The sequence below is a fragment of the Anaerobacillus alkaliphilus genome (genome assembly GCF_004116265.1).
Classification (GTDB): domain Bacteria; phylum Bacillota; class Bacilli; order Bacillales; family Anaerobacillaceae; genus Anaerobacillus; species Anaerobacillus alkaliphilus.
The window spans coordinates 94,088-111,303 of the sequence record NZ_QOUX01000047.1; the positions used below are offsets into that span (position 1 = coordinate 94,088).

Sequence of the window (17,216 nt, forward strand, 5' to 3'; positions counted from 1 at the left end):
AACGGAGGAAGGAACAAACAATGTTTGTTCCTTCTTTTTAATTTGTTGAGCCTTTATGCACCATATCTTATAAATAGTTAACTGAAATTTCCGAAAATCTGTTACTATGAAATTAGTAAAATAATATAGGGAGGTTGAAATAAATGAGCTATATTGAAATAATCCACGAACATGAAGCAGAAGGGAAATTAAAAGAGCTATACGAAGGAATGGGGAATAAAGTAGCCAACATCATAAAGGTTCATAGCTTATTTCCTGATTCTATGGAAACACATCTTGCTTATTATAAGACGATTATGTTTAAGAAATCGCCTTTAACTAGAGCACAGCGAGAAATGATTGCGACTACAGTGTCTGCTGCTAATCACTGTCATTATTGAATGGAACATCATGGGGCGGCGCTCCATTTACTTACGAAAAATGAAGAGTTGGTTGAAACATTGAAAAGAAATTATAAGGAAGCAAATGTTGATGAAAAAACGATGGCAATGCTTGATTATGCTGTGAAACTAACAGAAAAACCAACGAATATTAAGGAAGCTGATGTTACATTACTAAAAAACATCGGTTGTAGTGATCGTGAAATTTTGGATTTATGTCAAATTACTTCTTATTTTAATTTCGTCAACCGCTTAGCAGAAGGCTTAGGGGTGCAGTTAGAGGATCATTAAATAAAAAGGATGATTGTCATGCTATTACACAAACTTCCGACGTTTACGTTAACAGATCTGAAAGGGGAACCATTTTCAACTGACGATTTACTTGGAAAAAAAACGCTTATTTTTATGTGGGCTTCTTGGTGACGTTGCCGTGAACAGCTTCCAGGTTGGGAGCAGTTCCTCGCAAGATATCAGGATCAATCGTTTCAAATTCTTTCAGTCTCAGTAGATATCCAAGGTCCAGAAGTAGTAAAGACTTATGGAGAAGGTTTTTCATTTCAAACGGTTGTTGATCCTGAGAATAGTCTTGCCAATTATTTTAACTTTACGATTGTTCCAAATGGGATCTTTATTGATGGGACAGGCATCATTCGAATGATTAAACAAGGCTTTCATGTATCCAACGATGCACATATTTTAGGTTTGCAAAAATTAATAAATAATGAAGTTGAAACAGTAGTCTTAGATGACGCTTATTTTGAACCGAAAGGACCATCCAAGTTAGAGCTAGAATTATCAAACGTAAAGTTTAAGCTTGGATTAGAATACTTAAAACAGGAGAGAAAAGAAGTGGCGTTACGAGAATTAGACGAGGCACTTCACTACAATCCAGACATTTTTTTAATTCGCAAACAGCGGTGGTTTATCCGTTATCCTGAGAAATTCACACCTACGATCGATATCGAATGGCAGCAAGAGCAGTTGCAGAAAGAAAAACTTGCTGAAGCTGATGACTGTGGAACTGAAGGCTGTAAAATTCCAGGAACAAAGTAAATGAAGGTGGTCAACGAGAGTTTGTTGACTACCTTTTGGTGTGTATATGGTTTAATATTTTGAATTGACGTTAAACAAATAGGTAGTTTCATATTTGACCTTTCTGTGAAGAGAATTTATGAAGGTATTGTGTAATTGTTAACAAGAAAGGAAATGCCAATAAGTTAAATGGTATAATTATATAAAACAAAGGGGTGATTTTTTATGAAATTTAGACTCTTTGCAGTAACTTTTTTGGTGGTAACACTATTAATGGGCTGTAATAGTGGAGATAACAATGAAGCTAGCACAGAAACAGTTAATGAAACAATAAATATTAAAGAATTGGTGAATGATTACAGTTTTGGCAATCAATCAGCCCTTAAAGCCTCAATCACATCACAGCAACTTTTTGTGACAGAAAGCGCAGGAAGTGAGATAATCTATGACCTACCTGCCAACGAATTTTTTGTTTCAATTGCTCCTTTTATCAATGAAACCCATCCTTGAACTAATCATAGCTTGACAGGTTGTCAAGGAGAAATGGTTGAAGTTGAATTTGAAGTATACATTGTAGACAATGACGGCAATGTGTTAGTTGACGAAAAGTTAATTTCACAAAGTAACGGATTTATTGACTTTTGGTTACCAAGGGACAAAACGTTTAACATAACAATTAAGCATGACGGTAAAATGGTAGAGTCAGAGTTTTCTACTTTTGAAGATGATGGCACTTGTATAACAACCATGCAGTTAACTTAGAAAAAGCACCTGTTAGGTGCTTTTTTTGTTTGGCTGGTGCAAAAAAGCTGGCAGTTACAGCGCTCATAATTTCAATCAAATTTCATCACAAATTCATATTGATTTCATACAGACATCTTATACTTTCCTCATACAGAAGTTTGGTGAACCATTTAACCCTGTTCGACTAGTTTAATAATTCAATAAGGAGTAGATGATCATGAATGATTTTCATTATGAAGAAACAAGACAAAAAAGAACATCAACAAGTAAAAATAATTTACTAGTTTCATTCTTCAGTGCCGTTTTGGGAGCTGCTTTTGTACTAGCATTACTACCAACGTTAATTAGTGTAGGATTTATCTCCTTTGAAGATACTATCGAAAGCATGACAAGCGAAACGACGCAAACAACGATTCCTGAGCTCGTACCCGTATCGAACACGCCTTCAGATCTAAATTCAATATTTATCGAGGCCATTGAGAATGTATCACCAGCAATTGTAGGAGTTGTTAACATTCAGCAAGGAAGAAATATGTTCTCGAGAGATCTGCAAAATCAGGAATTAGGAACGGGTTCCGGGGTCGTTTTTGAAAAAAAGGATGGAAAAGCGTATATTGTAACAAATTCACATGTTATTGAAGGAGCAACTCAAGTAGAGGTTGTTTTAAAGGACGGCAATCGAATGACTGCTGAGGTAATAGGAGACGATCCGCATACTGATTTAGCGGTAATTAGAATTGATGATTCCTATGTTACTCACGTTGCTGAATTCGGGGACTCATCCGAGTTACGTGTTGGTGAGGCGGTAATTGCGATTGGAAATCCGCTCGGATTACAATTTTCTCATTCAGTTACCCAAGGAATTATTAGTGCAACAGAAAGAACAATCCCATTGAATAACCTATGGGAATTAACAGTCTTGCAAACAGATGCAGCTATTAATCCAGGTAATAGCGGGGGAGCGCTCATTAATGCGAATGGTGAAGTAATAGGGATTAATAGTTTAAAAATTTCTTATTCAGGTGTAGAAGGTTTAGGTTTTGCTATTCCAAGTGATGACGTTCTGCCAATTATTACTCAATTAAAGGAGAAGGGTAAAGTCGCTAGACCATTTATAGGTATTGAAACTATGGATGTAAGTGATGTTCCAGAATTTTACCGACAGGATTGGTTAGGGGAAGCAAAGGGCATAAATGAAGGGGTTATAATTAATGGAATAGTTCCAGACTCTGCTGCCCAAGCTGCAGGTTTAAAAGAAGGAGATATTATTGCTGAGATCAATGGTAATAACTGATGGTCTGTCTTTACGGAAATTCTTATATACCGAAGTTCAAGTTGGCGACACCATTCATATGAAAATCGTCCGTGATGGAGAGCAGCAAAACCTTGAAGTCGTGCTGAAATAGGTAAGGTGTTTGACACCAATGAAAGTTCACTTTCACCTAGTTAAGGTGTCAGACACCCTCCGTGGACAATTCAACTAGAAATCCCTCTGGAATGGACAGGAATCGAAAAGGAACAAACGCGATGGTGTTTGTTCCTTTTATCTATTTTCATAAGTTATCAGCATATCCTGAGGTACAGTTTCTACGAGCAAGTTTCATTCTTTTCGAGGTAGCAGTCGTAACGTCTGACTCTTTGAATTCCAACTACTCCCTGAACAAAAGGATTATGTATCTCTCTTAGTCCGTTTATTCTAGCAAGAAAAGCCTCTCTTGGTGAACCAATCCCTAGACATTGGTAAACCAGTTTTTCAAAGCCAAGATTACCACCATGATCTCGGAGCCAGTTCATAACAGTATCAGCCTTCTCCCATTGATCAAGGTTGAATTGCTGAACAACTAATACTGAATAATATCGCAGTTCATCCTTGCAAAAATGTAATTCTGATTTTAATGTTATTCTTGTAGAAGATCCCGAGTAGGTCAATGCTTGCATAGTAAAATAAGGGTGTTCATCATCAGTTACAATGATGGCACCATGACTATACATAGATAAAATTCTCCGTAGTGGTTCAAGTGTACTTGACTCAAAAGGGACAAGATTTGGTATAGGCAACTTTTTCATTCGCTTGTAACGGTGTTGTTGTAGGCCTAATGATTTACCCCATTTTGTATATGCTTCGTCTAGTTTACGTTCGATTGGCTTATGTATTGATAGACTCCTCATCTCATCCTCCCACTATTTAATAGATTTATAGAAAAGTATAGTGGGTTTTCGATACTAAATCTGTTGATTGAAGTCGAAGAATTCTATTTAGTTATAGACAAAATATGCAGAGATAATGACCGAGTTTTTGGTTAATAGTGCCCTGATTGCTACGTGGTCCAAAAAGATAATAGTGTGTGTCGAAAAAACAAACAAAAACATTGTCAATCAATCAGTGAAATGGTCGATTTTAAGTTCTGTGGTTGCCTTTTTATATTAACCACATCTTACAAAAAAAACGTACCAAATCATTATAGAATGGTACGCTTTTTGACATTACGAAGTTTGTTGTAAGGCAAACCGTCGTTGGACGATCTGTAATCGAATGTAAAATCCGATTGCAGCACATGTTAGGCCGAGACTAATGCCAATCCATAAGCCAAATGGTCCTAACCTAGTGAAAGCAGCTAGTAAATAACCAATGGGTATTCCAACACCCCAGTAAGAGGTAAGGGCAATTAAAAAGGGTGCCTTGACATCCTTATAACCCCTAAGGACTCCTTGCAAACCTGATTGTGCCGCATCAGAAAGCTGATATACAATCGCGATAATGAAAAATTGGCCAGCCATCAGAATGACTTCGGTGTCTTTTGTATATAGGGCCGCAATGGACTCACGATAAAAGAATAAAAAGACTGCTCCTATGGCTAGAAAACCAATTCCTCCCCATACCCCTAGGCGTCCATACTGCTTAGCAGCTTCTAACTTTTGTCCACCAACAGAGTACCCGACGACAATCGTTAATGCCATGGAAATGCTCATTGGAATCATAAACATTAACGAAGTAAAACTTAACCCAATTTGATTTGCTGCAATTGTTACTGTTGAGAACATCATTCCAATAAGTAAGGTAACGACTGAAAAAATACTGGCTTCAAAGAAAATAGATAAGCCAATTGGAACCCCAATCGATAGTTGTTCTTTCCAAGCTTTCAGCGAAGGAACAGCCCACTTGACGAAAATACGGTAATGTTTAATCACTTCGATCCGAAACGTCATCCAAACACTAATAATCAAGATAATCCAAAAGGTTATTGCGGTTGCATAACCGGCTCCAATTCCGCCTAAAGCTGGTAAGCCGAAGTTTCCGAAAATAAAGCCGTAATTTAGTAGAACATTAAACGGAACGGCTAACACGGTAATAAACATGGTTATTCTTGTAAATCCTTGCCCGTCAAAAAAGTTTCGAAGAACATTGGCTAAAAATAATGGAATAATTCCAATGGATAATCCAATTAAATAATGAAAAGCAATATGGTGAACACCAGGGTCAAGGTTCATTATGTGTAACACCGGTTCAAGAACAAAACTTCCTACGACTACAACAAAAATTCCTAGCAAGGCAGCTAAGTACAAAGCTTGTGTTACTGAGCTTGCTATTTTATCCTTTTGTCCACTTCCGATATAATGAGCGATGATCGGTGTTACGGCTAATAAAATACCGTTCATTCCTGTAAAGACTGGCAACCATAAACTAGAGCCAATCGCAACTCCAGCCAAATCATTTGTGCCGACACGCCCTGACATCATCGTGTCGACTAAGTTCATCGCGAACAAACTTACTTGTGTCACCATAATAGGCCACAAGATCGAGAGAAATAATCTCATTTTTTTGTTCCAAGTTTCTGCATGATACATATTATTTCCCCCATAACTTATAGAATCACAAATTTAAGCAATTCCATTCCAATAGACAGTCCAACCTGCCTGTAATTTCTTTTCTGTTCTTTCTTTACTACCATAGACTAACTCGACACATATGGAGTCAATGAGCGTTGAAAAAGCCATCGTTGCTGTTAATGGATCTGTCTTCTTCATTTCCTTACTTTCCGCTCCTTGTTCGAAGCGTTGAAGATAAAGAGCATCTACTCGTTCTATATGATCATATAAGTGATGGATTACCTGCTGATATAGATGACTAGGTGGAAAAAAAGACGTCCTTAGCAGAAACTTTTGCCGACTATCATTATGGTAACGGTCAGTATAGTTTCGTAATGATTTCCATAGGTAATCAGATAACGGCTCCTCAAAATGAGTGTGTAAAAATTCCTTTTCCCGTTCATATTCTATCGCAAATGTTTCTGTTAATACTTGTAAAAAAAGATCATCTTTGCTTTTAAAGTGGGAGTAGAGTGATTGTTTTTTTAGCCCGACTTCATCTGCAATTTGTGCTAGAGAAGTTCCTTCATATCCCTTCTCGGCAAATAGAGTAAGAGCTGCTTCTTTAATAAGGTGAGAACTCATTGGTTATTCCTCCTGACGAACGTTCGTAAAAATCATTGTAACAAAGTAACTTTTCTTTTTCAATGTAAAACTCCGAGCATTATGGTTATTTCAAAAGTTGGAGAAACGGCGACTTGATGGAAAAGAGATAGAAACTCATTTTTATATGACACATCCTGTAAGATGATGTTAAACTAAAAAGGAAAAAATCATTACTTATAAAGTTGAGTAGAAGTAATGTAAGGGGGATCGCTATGGATAATTTAAAAGAATTAGCGTATAAAAATTGCGTTGATATTTCAGCTGGGCAGGGCAGGGATGCGATCGCCTACCTTTTACTTGAGGCTAAGAGAAGCTATCAAGAAGACTTAGTTTCTGATGCCAAACAAAGCATGGAAACCGCTCTTGAACTATATAAAAAGTTGGATAAAGAACCCCCTGTGAGTGTACAGCTCTTATTTGGTAACGTTTTAGGAAAAATCGGAGATCTTAAACAAGCGTTAACCATTTTTCATGACCTATATATCAAGCACAAATCCATGACTGCCTTAATAAAATTAGGATATATAAGTATCGATCTTCGTGATTTTTCACTTATAAAACAATATGAAAATGTTTACTTACATCATATTCACTCTTCATTGGTAACTGTGGTGGACAAGCTGCACATGCAGGTGATCGTAAGTTATTTGTATAGTTTTACGGGAAGAGATACGTCTCTTGTACAGGAAATGGTTGACTATCAAAAGGTGAACAGTATGATTTTAAGAGAAAACTTAAAAGTAGGAGACTATATTCGCTGGATTTACAATTTGCATATTCTTCAATTATTAAATAATCGCTCCTGGAATGAACGAGCACAGTTTATATATGAAGCTAAATCACTAGCGGAGCAATACCAGCAGCATGCGTTGTTGACGAATATTTATAACTTGATAGGTATTGGATTACTAGAAGAGAACGTGATTAAAGCGAAGGAATATATGCTGAAATCTAGAGAGTTAGCGATAAAACTTGGTAATAAACAACATGAGATGAACGCCAATACAAATCTATTTATGTTCTATCAATTTTTAGGAGATACTAGCCATGCCTTAGAACTGGCAGATCAAGCTAAATCGTTAGGGAAAACCATTAACTCAAACTTTAATGAGATCAATTTAGTTAAGCTTTATTACTTAATTGAAGACTTTCCACGAGCATTAACGCTAATTAATGAAATAAAGCCTACTCTTAGAAGTAAAAATCTGACCATGACAAGAGTAGATGCATTAATTTATCAATATAAAATTATCTTGAGACAAAGTGACGTGAAAAAAGCGAAAAGGCTTTGGCCTTATTTTGAAAGGCTATGTAAAAAGTATAAGGGTGAGAAAGAAGTAGACCTAATATTACTTCAATGTCAATACTTTGCTGTACTCAAGCAACACGAAGAGACCATTGCTATCTCTACGAAATGTCTTGAGGAAGAAAACATAAGTGTGGAGAATAGGCTCGATTTACTAATGGCACTTTTAAATTCATCAATTGAAATAGGCCAAGATGAAGTCTTTACAAAGTATGTCCAATCCTTTGAAAATCTGGTCTATGACAAAGGTTATCTTGGTTACCTAGGCTATGTCTATTACTATAAAGCTTTATTTTATTTGAAAAATGAACTTTACATCAAAGCAAGGGTTCATTTCATCCGTGCGAAAAGTTACTTTACCAGGGTGAAAAATCTTCTAAAACAAACAGAAATTGATGGCAAGATTGAAACCATTGATCAACGATCACTAGAGTCAAAGCTAGAAATGATGGATCTACTAACAAACTATGAGATCATGTTTGAGAGCATTCGATTAGTTCATTCTGCCAAAGTTCTTGAGGATGTCTGTAAAAATATAACAAAGGTTCTCCATGAAAATCTCTTGTTCGAGCATGTCTATTTTTATTTTCGCATTGATCGAAAGAGAACCAAGACGCTTTCGGTGAATGATAAATTGCAGATTGCAGAAGTAAACAATGAGGTAGTAGATGAAGTCTTGGGAAAGGTGACTCGAGAAAAAAGATCGATACAATTTAACTATGCTATGTCCTATTTTCATGGTTTCCCTATTTTATCCGATGAAAATGAGATTGTATCGATCGTTCTGATTGAAAATCAATCTGTTTTTTCGAAAGAAGGTATTTATTATCTAGAACAATTTTTACAATATATCGCTCCTAAGATTGAAAAGGTTATCTTTAATGAGTTGGTGCATGTAGACGATTTAACGAAGTTATATAATCGAAACTACTTTATGAAACGATTACAAGAGGAGTTTCAAAAAACAACAGATTACCAAGCATACCTCTCGTTTATCATGATTGATATCGATAACTTTAGGTACGTTAACAATCAGTTTGGTCATGCAGAAGGAGATCACATCTTAGAGAAGGTGGCCAAAACCATTCAGCAATCTGTTCGTAGTGGTGATATTGTTGGCCGTTACGGGGGCGAGGAATTGATTGTGATACTGCCTAATACAAGTTCAGAAATTGCCAAGGTTGTAGCCCAGCGCATCTTACATGAAATACGCAAAATTTTTGTCAATGACACGTACCAGATTACAGCAAGTATAGGTGTGTCGAGTGTAGATAGAGACGTGCCGATAACGATCCAGGAACTGATCGACAAAGCGGATCTTGCCGAAAGATACGCCAAAGAAAACGGCAAAAATCAGGTGGTTAGTTATTGGGAGATGTAGGCGTCGCTGTAGGGTTACCTGGAGGTCATACACCTTTCGCGCACAGTTTTTTTAAAAAAGTCGTTGGACTATAATAAAGAAGGAGCAAACGATTTAGTTTGTTCCTTCTTTTATTGTTGTTTTGTATCATACCCCTTTGAAATTTGAGTATCTGTCGGACGTTACTTATTAAGATACAGATGAGGATATTATCAGGATCTTCCCACGCCTCCATAGAGTAGTTCAGATAATGTAAAGAGCGCTGCTGTTGGGACAGAGGCCGTAAATTGAGGAGGGCCAGTGCGGATTGTATCTGTTAAAGCAACCCAAGAGCCAAACTCACCTGCTTGTAAAGAAGGGGGCTTCATAATAAATGTTCCTGATAGTATAAACCGGCGAAGACTAGGGACTATTTCATCAAAAATACTTAATTGACCAGAAAATGAGGCGTAAGGTGAGTCAAAGCTGATTTGGTTAGTAGTCTCGTTCCAAATTCCAGTTATTGGTATAGGTACACCGCGAAAATTAACCGTACCAGTAACTGTGTTATTACTAACATTTTCAATGGTTAAAATCCCTCTTACAATTGCTCTTCCGGCTATATCGCCGAGAATTCCCCAAGTGGCAGGGAACGGTAAAGCGGATGCGGTTTGTTGTGGGTTGGTAAGCATGGTAATCTCTCCCTTAATTCAAATGAAAAGCGAAACGAATAAATCTATAGGAAAGTATATGCACACTTCGTTATATTCGAGACAGTACTCCAATTTTTCTATGATACTGGGTGAAAATTCACCTAATATTTACAATTATTAACGAACCTTCATGTTCACTTCACACCCTCTTTACAATTGATCGTTAGAATTTAGTTTGTACAGGCAAGTACATAGAAAAATTAATTATCTATCTAATAGGGAGAGAGTAATTACATGGAAACTATTAATTTAAATCGTCGTAAGTTTTTAGGCTACTTAGGAACGGGTACAGTTGCATTGGCTGCTGCATCCACAGGTTTAGGTACACTAGCACCGATAGCAGAAGCTGCTCATACAGCAGATCATCTTTTTGCGTATGATGATTTAGGGTTAACACCAAAGGCCAAGCCTCATGCTTTCTTTAAACCGATTATGCCAACTTTAGAAGATGAATTAATTCTTCCGGACGGATTTTCATATGATATCCTAGCAGCTTATGGTGACGTAATTAATCCAAAGGGAGATACGTTTGGTTTTAATTGTGATTTCACAATCTATTTCCCTATAAAGGGTTCAAACGAGAGAGGTTTGCTATGGGTAAACCTTGAGTATATTAACGACAAATACATGAAACAACAATACATGCCTTTATTTATGCCGAATAGTTCTGAAGATACGATGCAACGTTACCATCAAGGTGGAGCGATTATTGAAGTTTACAGGGATAAGAGCGGTAAGTGGAAGATGGATACATCCTCTAAATACGCGAGAAGAATTACTGGTTTTACACCATTTGAATTAACAGGACCTGCTGCAGGTAGCAGTGCAATTGGTGGAAAAACAACTGCCATTGGCACATGGGCAAACTGTTCTGGAGGAATGACATTCTGGAATACGGTACTATCCTGTGAAGAAAACTTTGAAACACAAGCAAGAAAATCTAATTTACCATCAGAACACTATGGTTGGGTAATTGAAGTTGATCCTTTTGATGTTGATGATCAAACCTTTAAACCTCGTAAACATACGGCACTTGGGCGCTTCAATCATGAAAATACATGTATGGGAATTACAAAAAGTGGTCGAATTGCGGTTTATATGGGCGATGATAAGCAAAATGCTTGTGTATACAAATATATTAGTAATGGAAAATATGAGGCTGGTAAAGGCAAAGAGAACTCGAAGTTGTTAGAAGACGGTTCGTTATACGTTGCTAGTTTTGCTCAAGGAAGATGGATTAAACTTGATGCTACGGAAGTTTCAAAAAGAGTACATGATAGCAAGTTCTCAGTTCCAGCTGTGCTTAAAATGAGAGACCAAACTGTACAAAGTTTACGAGCAATGTTCCCAGCTAACGCTACTCAAGCTCATGTGATGGTGAATACTCATGAAGCGGCTATTATTCTTGGTGGAACTCCAACTGACCGTCCAGAAGACTTAGAGATTAGTCCTTTTGATAATAGTATTTTCATAGCTCATACAAACAACGCAGCGCACGGAAATATACACGGACATATTACACGTATTTTTGAAAAAGAAGATGACTTTGAATCAATGGAATTTATGTTTGAAATTTTCGCCGCTGGTGGGCGACAAAGTGGATTTTCTGCACCTGACAACTTAACGTTTGATAGTGATGCCAACCTTTGGGTAGTTACAGATATGTCGGAGAGTAACATCGGTAAAGGAGTGTATGAATGGCACGGAAATAATGGTCTGTTTGTACTGCCAACACATGGTCAAAACACAGGAGAAGCGTTCCAATTTGCTTCAGGACCTGTTGGAAGTGAGTTAACAGGTCCTTGGTTTACTGCGGACGAAAAGACATTGTTCTTAGCTGTTCAACATCCGTCAGCTACTTGGCCAAGACGTAAAGGGGATGTAGATCCGCTTCCATCTGTTGTTGCTATTAACGGATTTAAAGGAAATAACCTCGATAAAGGAAATAACGGGAATAAAGGAAAGAATAAATAGGGGGTAGCAACGGATGTTATCGAATATAGGAATACCAGGGTTAATATTAATTCTTATCATTGCCCTCATAATCTTTGGACCTTCCAAGCTTCCCGAAATTGGTCGCGCGTTTGGCAGAACGTTAACAGAATTTAAGAGTGCCACTAGAGAATTAGTAGCTAGTAATGATGAAGAAAAGGAAGAAAAGAAGAATTAACGGACATTTGAGAAGTAGACAGGGGGACCTAGTCTACTTCTTTTTTATTTAATGTTAACGAAATACTAGCAATATACGATCCTGGAAAAGGAGGGTCCTTTTGTTTACCGAATAAACAGATGATTTTTCTGTTATTAATGTTAAAATAAGGAAAGCAAATTATGCGAGCAATTTTGAATAATCATTTAGGCTTATATGTTTCGTCAGGTACAGGAGAGAAAAGGTATTGCCACTTCGGTCTCTAGAAATTAAATTTTTTGCACATTAAAAACGCCTATAGGAGGTAATAGGATGTCTAACAATATAGTTAACGGAATGTTGGGTTTATGTGTGGCAGATGCTTTAGGTGTTCCGGTTGAATTTCATAATAGAGAGACACTTAGAGAAGATCCTGTCGTTGGTATGCGTGCCTACGGGACACATAACCAACCTGCCGGAACTTGGTCTGACGATACTAGTATGAGTCTATGCTTGGTTGATAGCTTATTAGATGGACTTAATTATGAAGACATCATGAATAAGTTCGTGGAATGGTATGAGGAGGGAAGTTATACTCCTTTTGGGGAGGCTTTTGATATTGGAATTGCGACTAGTAGATCGTTGCAGCGTTATTTGGATGGTACAAAGCCGCTACAATCAGGTGGTACCACTGAATACGATAACGGTAATGGCTCGCTCATGAGAATTCTACCAATTTTATTCTATTTGCAATCAACTTATGGAGATAAGTTTTACGAGCAAGACGAAGCATTTACGATTATACATAACGTGTCTGCACTAACACATGGTCATAAACGAAGTCAGATAGCCTGTGGAATTTATATTACTATTGCAGCAAAAATTCTCGAGGAAAGCGATCTTGCAACAGCTGTTGAGCAGGGAATTGCCTATGCAATGAACTATTACCAAGAACATGGGAAGTTTGATAGTGAAATAGCCTATTTTCAGAGATTATTCAGTGAAGGTTTTGCTAGTCTTCCAGAAGATCAAATTAATAGTAGTGGTTATGTAATTGATACCATTGAAGCTGCGGTCTGGTGTCTTTTGAACACAAGGAGCTATAAAGAGTGTGTGTTGAGAGCTGTGAATATGGGAGAGGATACGGATAGTGTTGCTGCGGTAGCAGGTGGATTAGCTGGACTTCATTATGGTTATGAAAGTATCCCAGAAGAATGGCTAAATGTAATTGCTAAGCGAAACTATATTGAACATGTATGCCAGACACTGCATATCTCTTTTTACAAGGAAGCAATTGGAAAACTCTGTAGATTCATCCCTTATTTTAAAGTAGCAACGAAGGTATGTCGGATACCTTATGAAACAAGGGAGAAACAAATTATCATCGGTTATCCTAGTTATGATAAGGCATTGCTTGAATTTATCGACGAGGTATACAGTTCAAATCTCATGGAGAAGCAGTACACATCCATTACTCAACAACTGGATGGAGAGCTCGCTAACGCAATAGAAACCGCTGATTTTAATCTTTTACGAGCAATTCTAACTTATTACGTCAGAGCCGATCGTTTTTGTGATGGAGCTTGGGAAGGTGCGGTTGAGGAAAAGGTTTTCTTGAGAATACTAGAGAGGTTAAATGAATTAGGTAAAATAAATGGTTTCAGTGTGAAACAAGAAAATTCGGGTTGTCACAGTGACAGTTAGAACATGGATGAAAATATTTTTGAAGGATACTAAAAATAAAAGAAAGTGAACTTTCCTGTTAGTTAATATTTTCAGGGTAGACACCAATTGTGGACAGATTGACAATTTTGTCTAGAAAGGATTGCCAAAAAGGAACAGACGACACCGTTTGTTCCTTAACTTTATTAAATATTTGATTGTTCTTGTAAATTTTTAATTTCTTCCACTGGCAAGCCAGTAACTTCATGTATATCACTAATAAACAGGCCTTTCCTTAACATACTAAGGGCGACTTCGACTTTCGTAAGCTCTATCCCTTTTTGGATGCCTTCCTCCATACCTTTCTCTATGCCTTTTTCCATGCCTTTCTCTATGCCTTTTTCTATGCCCTGATCAAAACCTTTTTTCTCCCAAGAAGTCATAAGATCCATAATTTGTACCACCTCGTTATTTGGTATTTGTTTAAGGTATTTATCTAATTCATTTTCTTCTGATACTGAAAGTATGTGATATTTCTCGAAGATGCCAGCAACCAATGTTTGTCTAGCAGGATCTAATTCTAGTTTGAGTAACATACGTAAAAATTCAAGCTTAATTTTTACTTTTTCATCTTGATCGTAGCCCATTTTTCCAAGTAATGCAAGGGCTACTGGGTTAGGTTGGTTGATCAATTCTCGCCAATTTTTTCTTTTCAAATGGACTGTAAAATAATGAAAAGAGAGCACTTGTTTGAATGGTAAGTGGATGTGAAAAAAATCAGTTTCAGGTTTCATATCGTCATAGCTAAAAATAGCAATCGGCAAAATGGGACATCTGTATTTCTCATATAAACGACTAAAGTAAAAGAACATGCGATCGTTGAAGTCATGAGCATAGGTGGATTGAGGCTCAATATGTACTAAGATGATGGTATCATTGCCTCGTAATTTTGTTTCAGCCAATATGTCTACAACACCTTTACGGCCTTTTAAAATATCAGTAAAAACCTCTTGGTGTAAGAATGTCATATGGTTGTAATCTAGGTGTTCATAAATGTCTGGAAAAAAAGCTAAGACAAATTCTTCAAAAAAAGTTGTGATTAATTGTTTGAACAAACGATCATGATCAACTCTCTCTTGATTTTCCAACTCTATCACCCTTTACAAACGTTTGTTCTTATTATAATAGAGGAATGTACGTTCGTAAAGGGTGATTGGTTAGTTCACAAAACTTTCAAATGTAGGTTAAAAAATAGGTATCATAATTGAGCCAATATCTTTTTATGAAGTGAACTTCTGAAGTTATTGTGTAAGTGATCGCATAAAAGTGCATTAATATTGCTCAAATAGTATAATGAGATAAAAAGGGGGGTGAAGTCTATGAAACTTAAACTTTTTGCAGTTACTTTTTTTGTGGCAGCATTATTAATCGGTTGTTCTAGTGAAAACAATAATGAAGCGAACACACATACTAACATTAAAGAATTAGTGAATGATTATAGTGTAGGAAATAAAACTGCCCTTAGAGCATCAATAACATCTCAACAACTTGTTGTAAAAGAAAGCGCAGGTAGCGAGATATTATATGACTTGCCAGAAGACGAGTTTTTTGTTTCAATTGCACCTTATATTAATGAAACGCATCCTTGAAAAAATCATAGCTTGACAGGTTGTCAAGGAGAGTTAGTAGAAGTTGAATTTGAAGTATACATTGTAGACACTGATGGTAATGTATTAGTTGACGAAAAGTTAACATCTTTAAGTAACGGATTTATTGACTTTTGGTTACCTAGGGACAAAACGTTCAATATAACAATTAAGCATGACGATAAGATGGTAGAGTCAAAGTTTTCGACTTTTGAGGATGATGGCACTTGCATAACGACCATGCAGTTAACATAGAAAAAGCACCTGTGTAGGTGCTTTTTTGTTTTGGGTTGTACTAAGGTGATTTAAGTCTCATTTGTGTTTTATCGTTGTGAAATGTAGATGGAGGGTTTTGTGATAGTTGAGTTCGCCATTCTAATGTCATTAGCTATTCCAATCATCCTCAAGTAAGTCTGTTTAGTTCCGCTAATGTGAGATAGGCCACGACTTCAAATCCCATGCCGTATCCACGTGGTCTTACAATGATAGTTCCCATATTGGGTAATCGCCCCAGACCTATTCCTACAGGAAAGCTGTGAGCGATGATCACTTTATTCGTTCCAGCAGGTACCGGGGTTTCTAGCACTGAATTCAGAGTAGCAAGGATCCTTTGCTGGTCAAATGGACTTATGTTTGTACTTAATCGATAGACATCATATAAGAAAGGATCTACTTGTATATATTCTCTTCCAAAGGCAAGAGCAGCTGTTTCTATATTTCTGCAAAAAGGGCTAGATGCTACTGGAGCCATGATTGGAATTGCTAAACGACGAATTGTTTCCCCATATTCAGTAGCTTGTCTACGACCTATAAGGGAAAGGTTTCTCTGAGTAGAACAATCTTGAAAGTTAAGATTTGGTTGATCAGCTCCAACGATTGCTTCTGCGTGTCGAGTATAAAAAATGTAGCCACCCTCTTTAAGTGAAGCCAGCAATGAGCGGTTAGTTCGAGCAACTTGAGTCCTGGTATGAAGCATTTCCGGTAGAAACGAACCGTTTGTCACGGCTTCATAACGATGATGATAAAGCTGCTGTTCAGCATATGGATAAGATAAGGTCGGGCTTAATGCTTTATCATTTTTTTTACGTTCGAAAAAGTCTGACCCACTAAAACGATCCAGCGCTTTCCTAGATTGCAATTCGGTAACCAATCTAATTCCCCTTTCGCCTAACTACGTTTTTGATATTCTATGTCATCACTTATAGTTGGTTACTGTTTGAACTTATCCGCTAGTCTTGCCTTTTCTGGAAAAAATTTCTTGTGTATCTAACACTTAAGGTGTAAAATTACACCATAGGTAACAATATAATCCAATTGGTGGTGGAGGTGCTAATGGATAAACAGCAATTAATTGAAGTGATATCGAAAAAGATGAAGCTAATTCGAGTTGAGAGTGGATATTCACAGTTCAAAATGGCAGAAATAATAGGAATTTCAAAAAAGACGCTTGTTCAAATAGAAAAAGATCGAACACTAGTAAGTTGGACCCATGTCATTGCATTATGTGCTCTATTTAGAAAAAGTGAAATACTGCAAACCACATTAGGAAGTGATCCGTTAGAACTGATTGAAATTTATGCATATGAGACGGTAGCAAGCCCGAAAGAAAAAACGATGGGCGGAAAAGTCTGGTGGAAAGAGATTACTAGAAAATATAACTTTAGGATACAGCAAAACCTAGTGAGTCAGCATTATCGGATCGTAGATGATGAGGATTACCGGTGGTTTAGTTCTTTTAGTGAGGAAGAAACAAGTCAGCACTTAGAGGAATTAACGAAAAGCAATCGTTAGGA

At 37.0% G+C, this 17,216-nt stretch carries 19 protein-coding genes; 13 read left to right on the forward strand and 6 right to left on the reverse strand.

The features are described from left to right. Positions 1–143 precede the first annotated feature (143 nt). The 7 genes from DS745_RS25570 (at position 144) to DS745_RS24700 (ending at position 3,562) form a co-directional block, all read left to right on the forward strand. Positions 144–380, forward strand: coding sequence for a carboxymuconolactone decarboxylase family protein (locus DS745_RS25570; protein ID WP_129080197.1), 237 nt, complete (start codon positions 144–146; stop codon positions 378–380). Beyond that, the gene (locus DS745_RS25575; RefSeq protein ID WP_129080198.1) at positions 381–671 is read left to right on the forward strand and encodes a peroxidase-related enzyme; all 291 of its coding nucleotides are present in this window, start codon (positions 381–383) and stop codon (positions 669–671) included. It begins immediately after the preceding gene. 18 nt (positions 672–689) lie between these two features. Beyond that, the gene (locus tag DS745_RS20875; protein WP_206662948.1) at positions 690–803 is read left to right on the forward strand and encodes a TlpA family protein disulfide reductase; all 114 of its coding nucleotides are present in this window, start codon (positions 690–692) and stop codon (positions 801–803) included. A 231-nt stretch (positions 804–1,034) separates the two neighbouring features. Beyond that, positions 1,035–1,433, forward strand: a complete 399-nt coding sequence (locus tag DS745_RS25240; protein WP_241657888.1) for a hypothetical protein — start codon at positions 1,035–1,037, stop codon at positions 1,431–1,433. A 204-nt stretch (positions 1,434–1,637) separates the two neighbouring features. Further along, positions 1,638–2,174, forward strand: coding sequence for a CueP family metal-binding protein (locus DS745_RS25415; RefSeq protein ID WP_196121293.1), 537 nt, complete (start codon positions 1,638–1,640; stop codon positions 2,172–2,174). 199 nt (positions 2,175–2,373) lie between these two features. Next, positions 2,374–3,450 carry a S1C family serine protease gene (locus tag DS745_RS20895; protein WP_161568332.1) on the forward strand — a complete coding sequence of 359 codons (1,077 nt, stop codon included), beginning with the start codon at positions 2,374–2,376 and terminating at the stop codon, positions 3,448–3,450. After that, positions 3,425–3,562: a hypothetical protein gene (locus tag DS745_RS24700; protein ID WP_161568333.1), complete on the forward strand. Its 138-nt coding sequence runs from the start codon at positions 3,425–3,427 to the stop codon at positions 3,560–3,562. Before DS745_RS20895 ends, DS745_RS24700 begins: the two co-directional genes overlap by 26 nt. Before the next feature lie 181 nt (positions 3,563–3,743). On the opposite strand, the gene DS745_RS20900 is transcribed toward DS745_RS24700, so the two are convergent. From DS745_RS20900 to DS745_RS20910, 3 genes are all read right to left on the reverse strand, one after another. Beyond that, positions 3,744–4,325: a hypothetical protein gene (locus DS745_RS20900; protein ID WP_129080203.1), complete on the reverse strand. Its 582-nt coding sequence runs from the start codon at positions 4,323–4,325 to the stop codon at positions 3,744–3,746. Between the two features lie 315 nt (positions 4,326–4,640). Next, positions 4,641–6,002 carry an MATE family efflux transporter gene (locus DS745_RS20905; RefSeq protein WP_129080204.1) on the reverse strand — a complete coding sequence of 454 codons (1,362 nt, stop codon included), beginning with the start codon at positions 6,000–6,002 and terminating at the stop codon, positions 4,641–4,643. Positions 6,003–6,035: 33 nt separating this feature from the next. Continuing rightward, entirely contained in the window at positions 6,036–6,608 is a 573-nt protein-coding gene (locus tag DS745_RS20910) for a TetR/AcrR family transcriptional regulator (protein ID WP_129080205.1), read from the reverse strand. Positions 6,609–6,841: 233 nt separating this feature from the next. Here DS745_RS20910 and DS745_RS20915 point away from each other — a divergent pair, with 233 nt between their 5' ends. Then, entirely contained in the window at positions 6,842–9,316 is a 2,475-nt protein-coding gene (locus tag DS745_RS20915) for a GGDEF domain-containing protein (RefSeq protein WP_129080206.1), read from the forward strand. A 191-nt stretch (positions 9,317–9,507) separates the two neighbouring features. On the opposite strand, the gene DS745_RS20920 is transcribed toward DS745_RS20915, so the two are convergent. Continuing rightward, positions 9,508–9,966, reverse strand: a complete 459-nt coding sequence (locus DS745_RS20920; RefSeq protein ID WP_129080207.1) for a hypothetical protein — start codon at positions 9,964–9,966, stop codon at positions 9,508–9,510. Positions 9,967–10,221: 255 nt separating this feature from the next. On the opposite strand from DS745_RS20920, the gene DS745_RS20925 reads away from it, so the two are divergent. From DS745_RS20925 to DS745_RS20935, 3 genes are all read left to right on the forward strand, one after another. Further along, the gene (locus DS745_RS20925; protein WP_129080208.1) at positions 10,222–11,961 is read left to right on the forward strand and encodes a PhoX family protein; all 1,740 of its coding nucleotides are present in this window, start codon (positions 10,222–10,224) and stop codon (positions 11,959–11,961) included. Between the two features lie 13 nt (positions 11,962–11,974). Further along, positions 11,975–12,157 carry a twin-arginine translocase TatA/TatE family subunit gene (gene tatA, locus DS745_RS20930; RefSeq protein ID WP_129080209.1) on the forward strand — a complete coding sequence of 61 codons (183 nt, stop codon included), beginning with the start codon at positions 11,975–11,977 and terminating at the stop codon, positions 12,155–12,157. 291 nt (positions 12,158–12,448) lie between these two features. Next, positions 12,449–13,819: an ADP-ribosylglycohydrolase family protein gene (locus DS745_RS20935; protein WP_129080210.1), complete on the forward strand. Its 1,371-nt coding sequence runs from the start codon at positions 12,449–12,451 to the stop codon at positions 13,817–13,819. Between the two features lie 164 nt (positions 13,820–13,983). On the opposite strand, the gene DS745_RS20940 is transcribed toward DS745_RS20935, so the two are convergent. Next, positions 13,984–14,925 carry an RpnC/YadD family protein gene (locus tag DS745_RS20940; RefSeq protein ID WP_129080211.1) on the reverse strand — a complete coding sequence of 314 codons (942 nt, stop codon included), beginning with the start codon at positions 14,923–14,925 and terminating at the stop codon, positions 13,984–13,986. Positions 14,926–15,156: 231 nt separating this feature from the next. On the opposite strand from DS745_RS20940, the gene DS745_RS24980 reads away from it, so the two are divergent. After that, entirely contained in the window at positions 15,157–15,678 is a 522-nt protein-coding gene (locus tag DS745_RS24980) for a CueP family metal-binding protein (protein ID WP_196121294.1), read from the forward strand. A 148-nt stretch (positions 15,679–15,826) separates the two neighbouring features. Here DS745_RS24980 and DS745_RS20955 read toward each other — a convergent pair whose 3' ends face one another. Continuing rightward, positions 15,827–16,573, reverse strand: a complete 747-nt coding sequence (locus DS745_RS20955) for a histidine phosphatase family protein (protein ID WP_241657890.1) — start codon at positions 16,571–16,573, stop codon at positions 15,827–15,829. Between the two features lie 182 nt (positions 16,574–16,755). Here DS745_RS20955 and DS745_RS20960 point away from each other — a divergent pair, with 182 nt between their 5' ends. Further along, positions 16,756–17,214 carry a helix-turn-helix transcriptional regulator gene (locus tag DS745_RS20960; RefSeq protein ID WP_129080214.1) on the forward strand — a complete coding sequence of 153 codons (459 nt, stop codon included), beginning with the start codon at positions 16,756–16,758 and terminating at the stop codon, positions 17,212–17,214. Positions 17,215–17,216 lie beyond the last annotated feature (2 nt).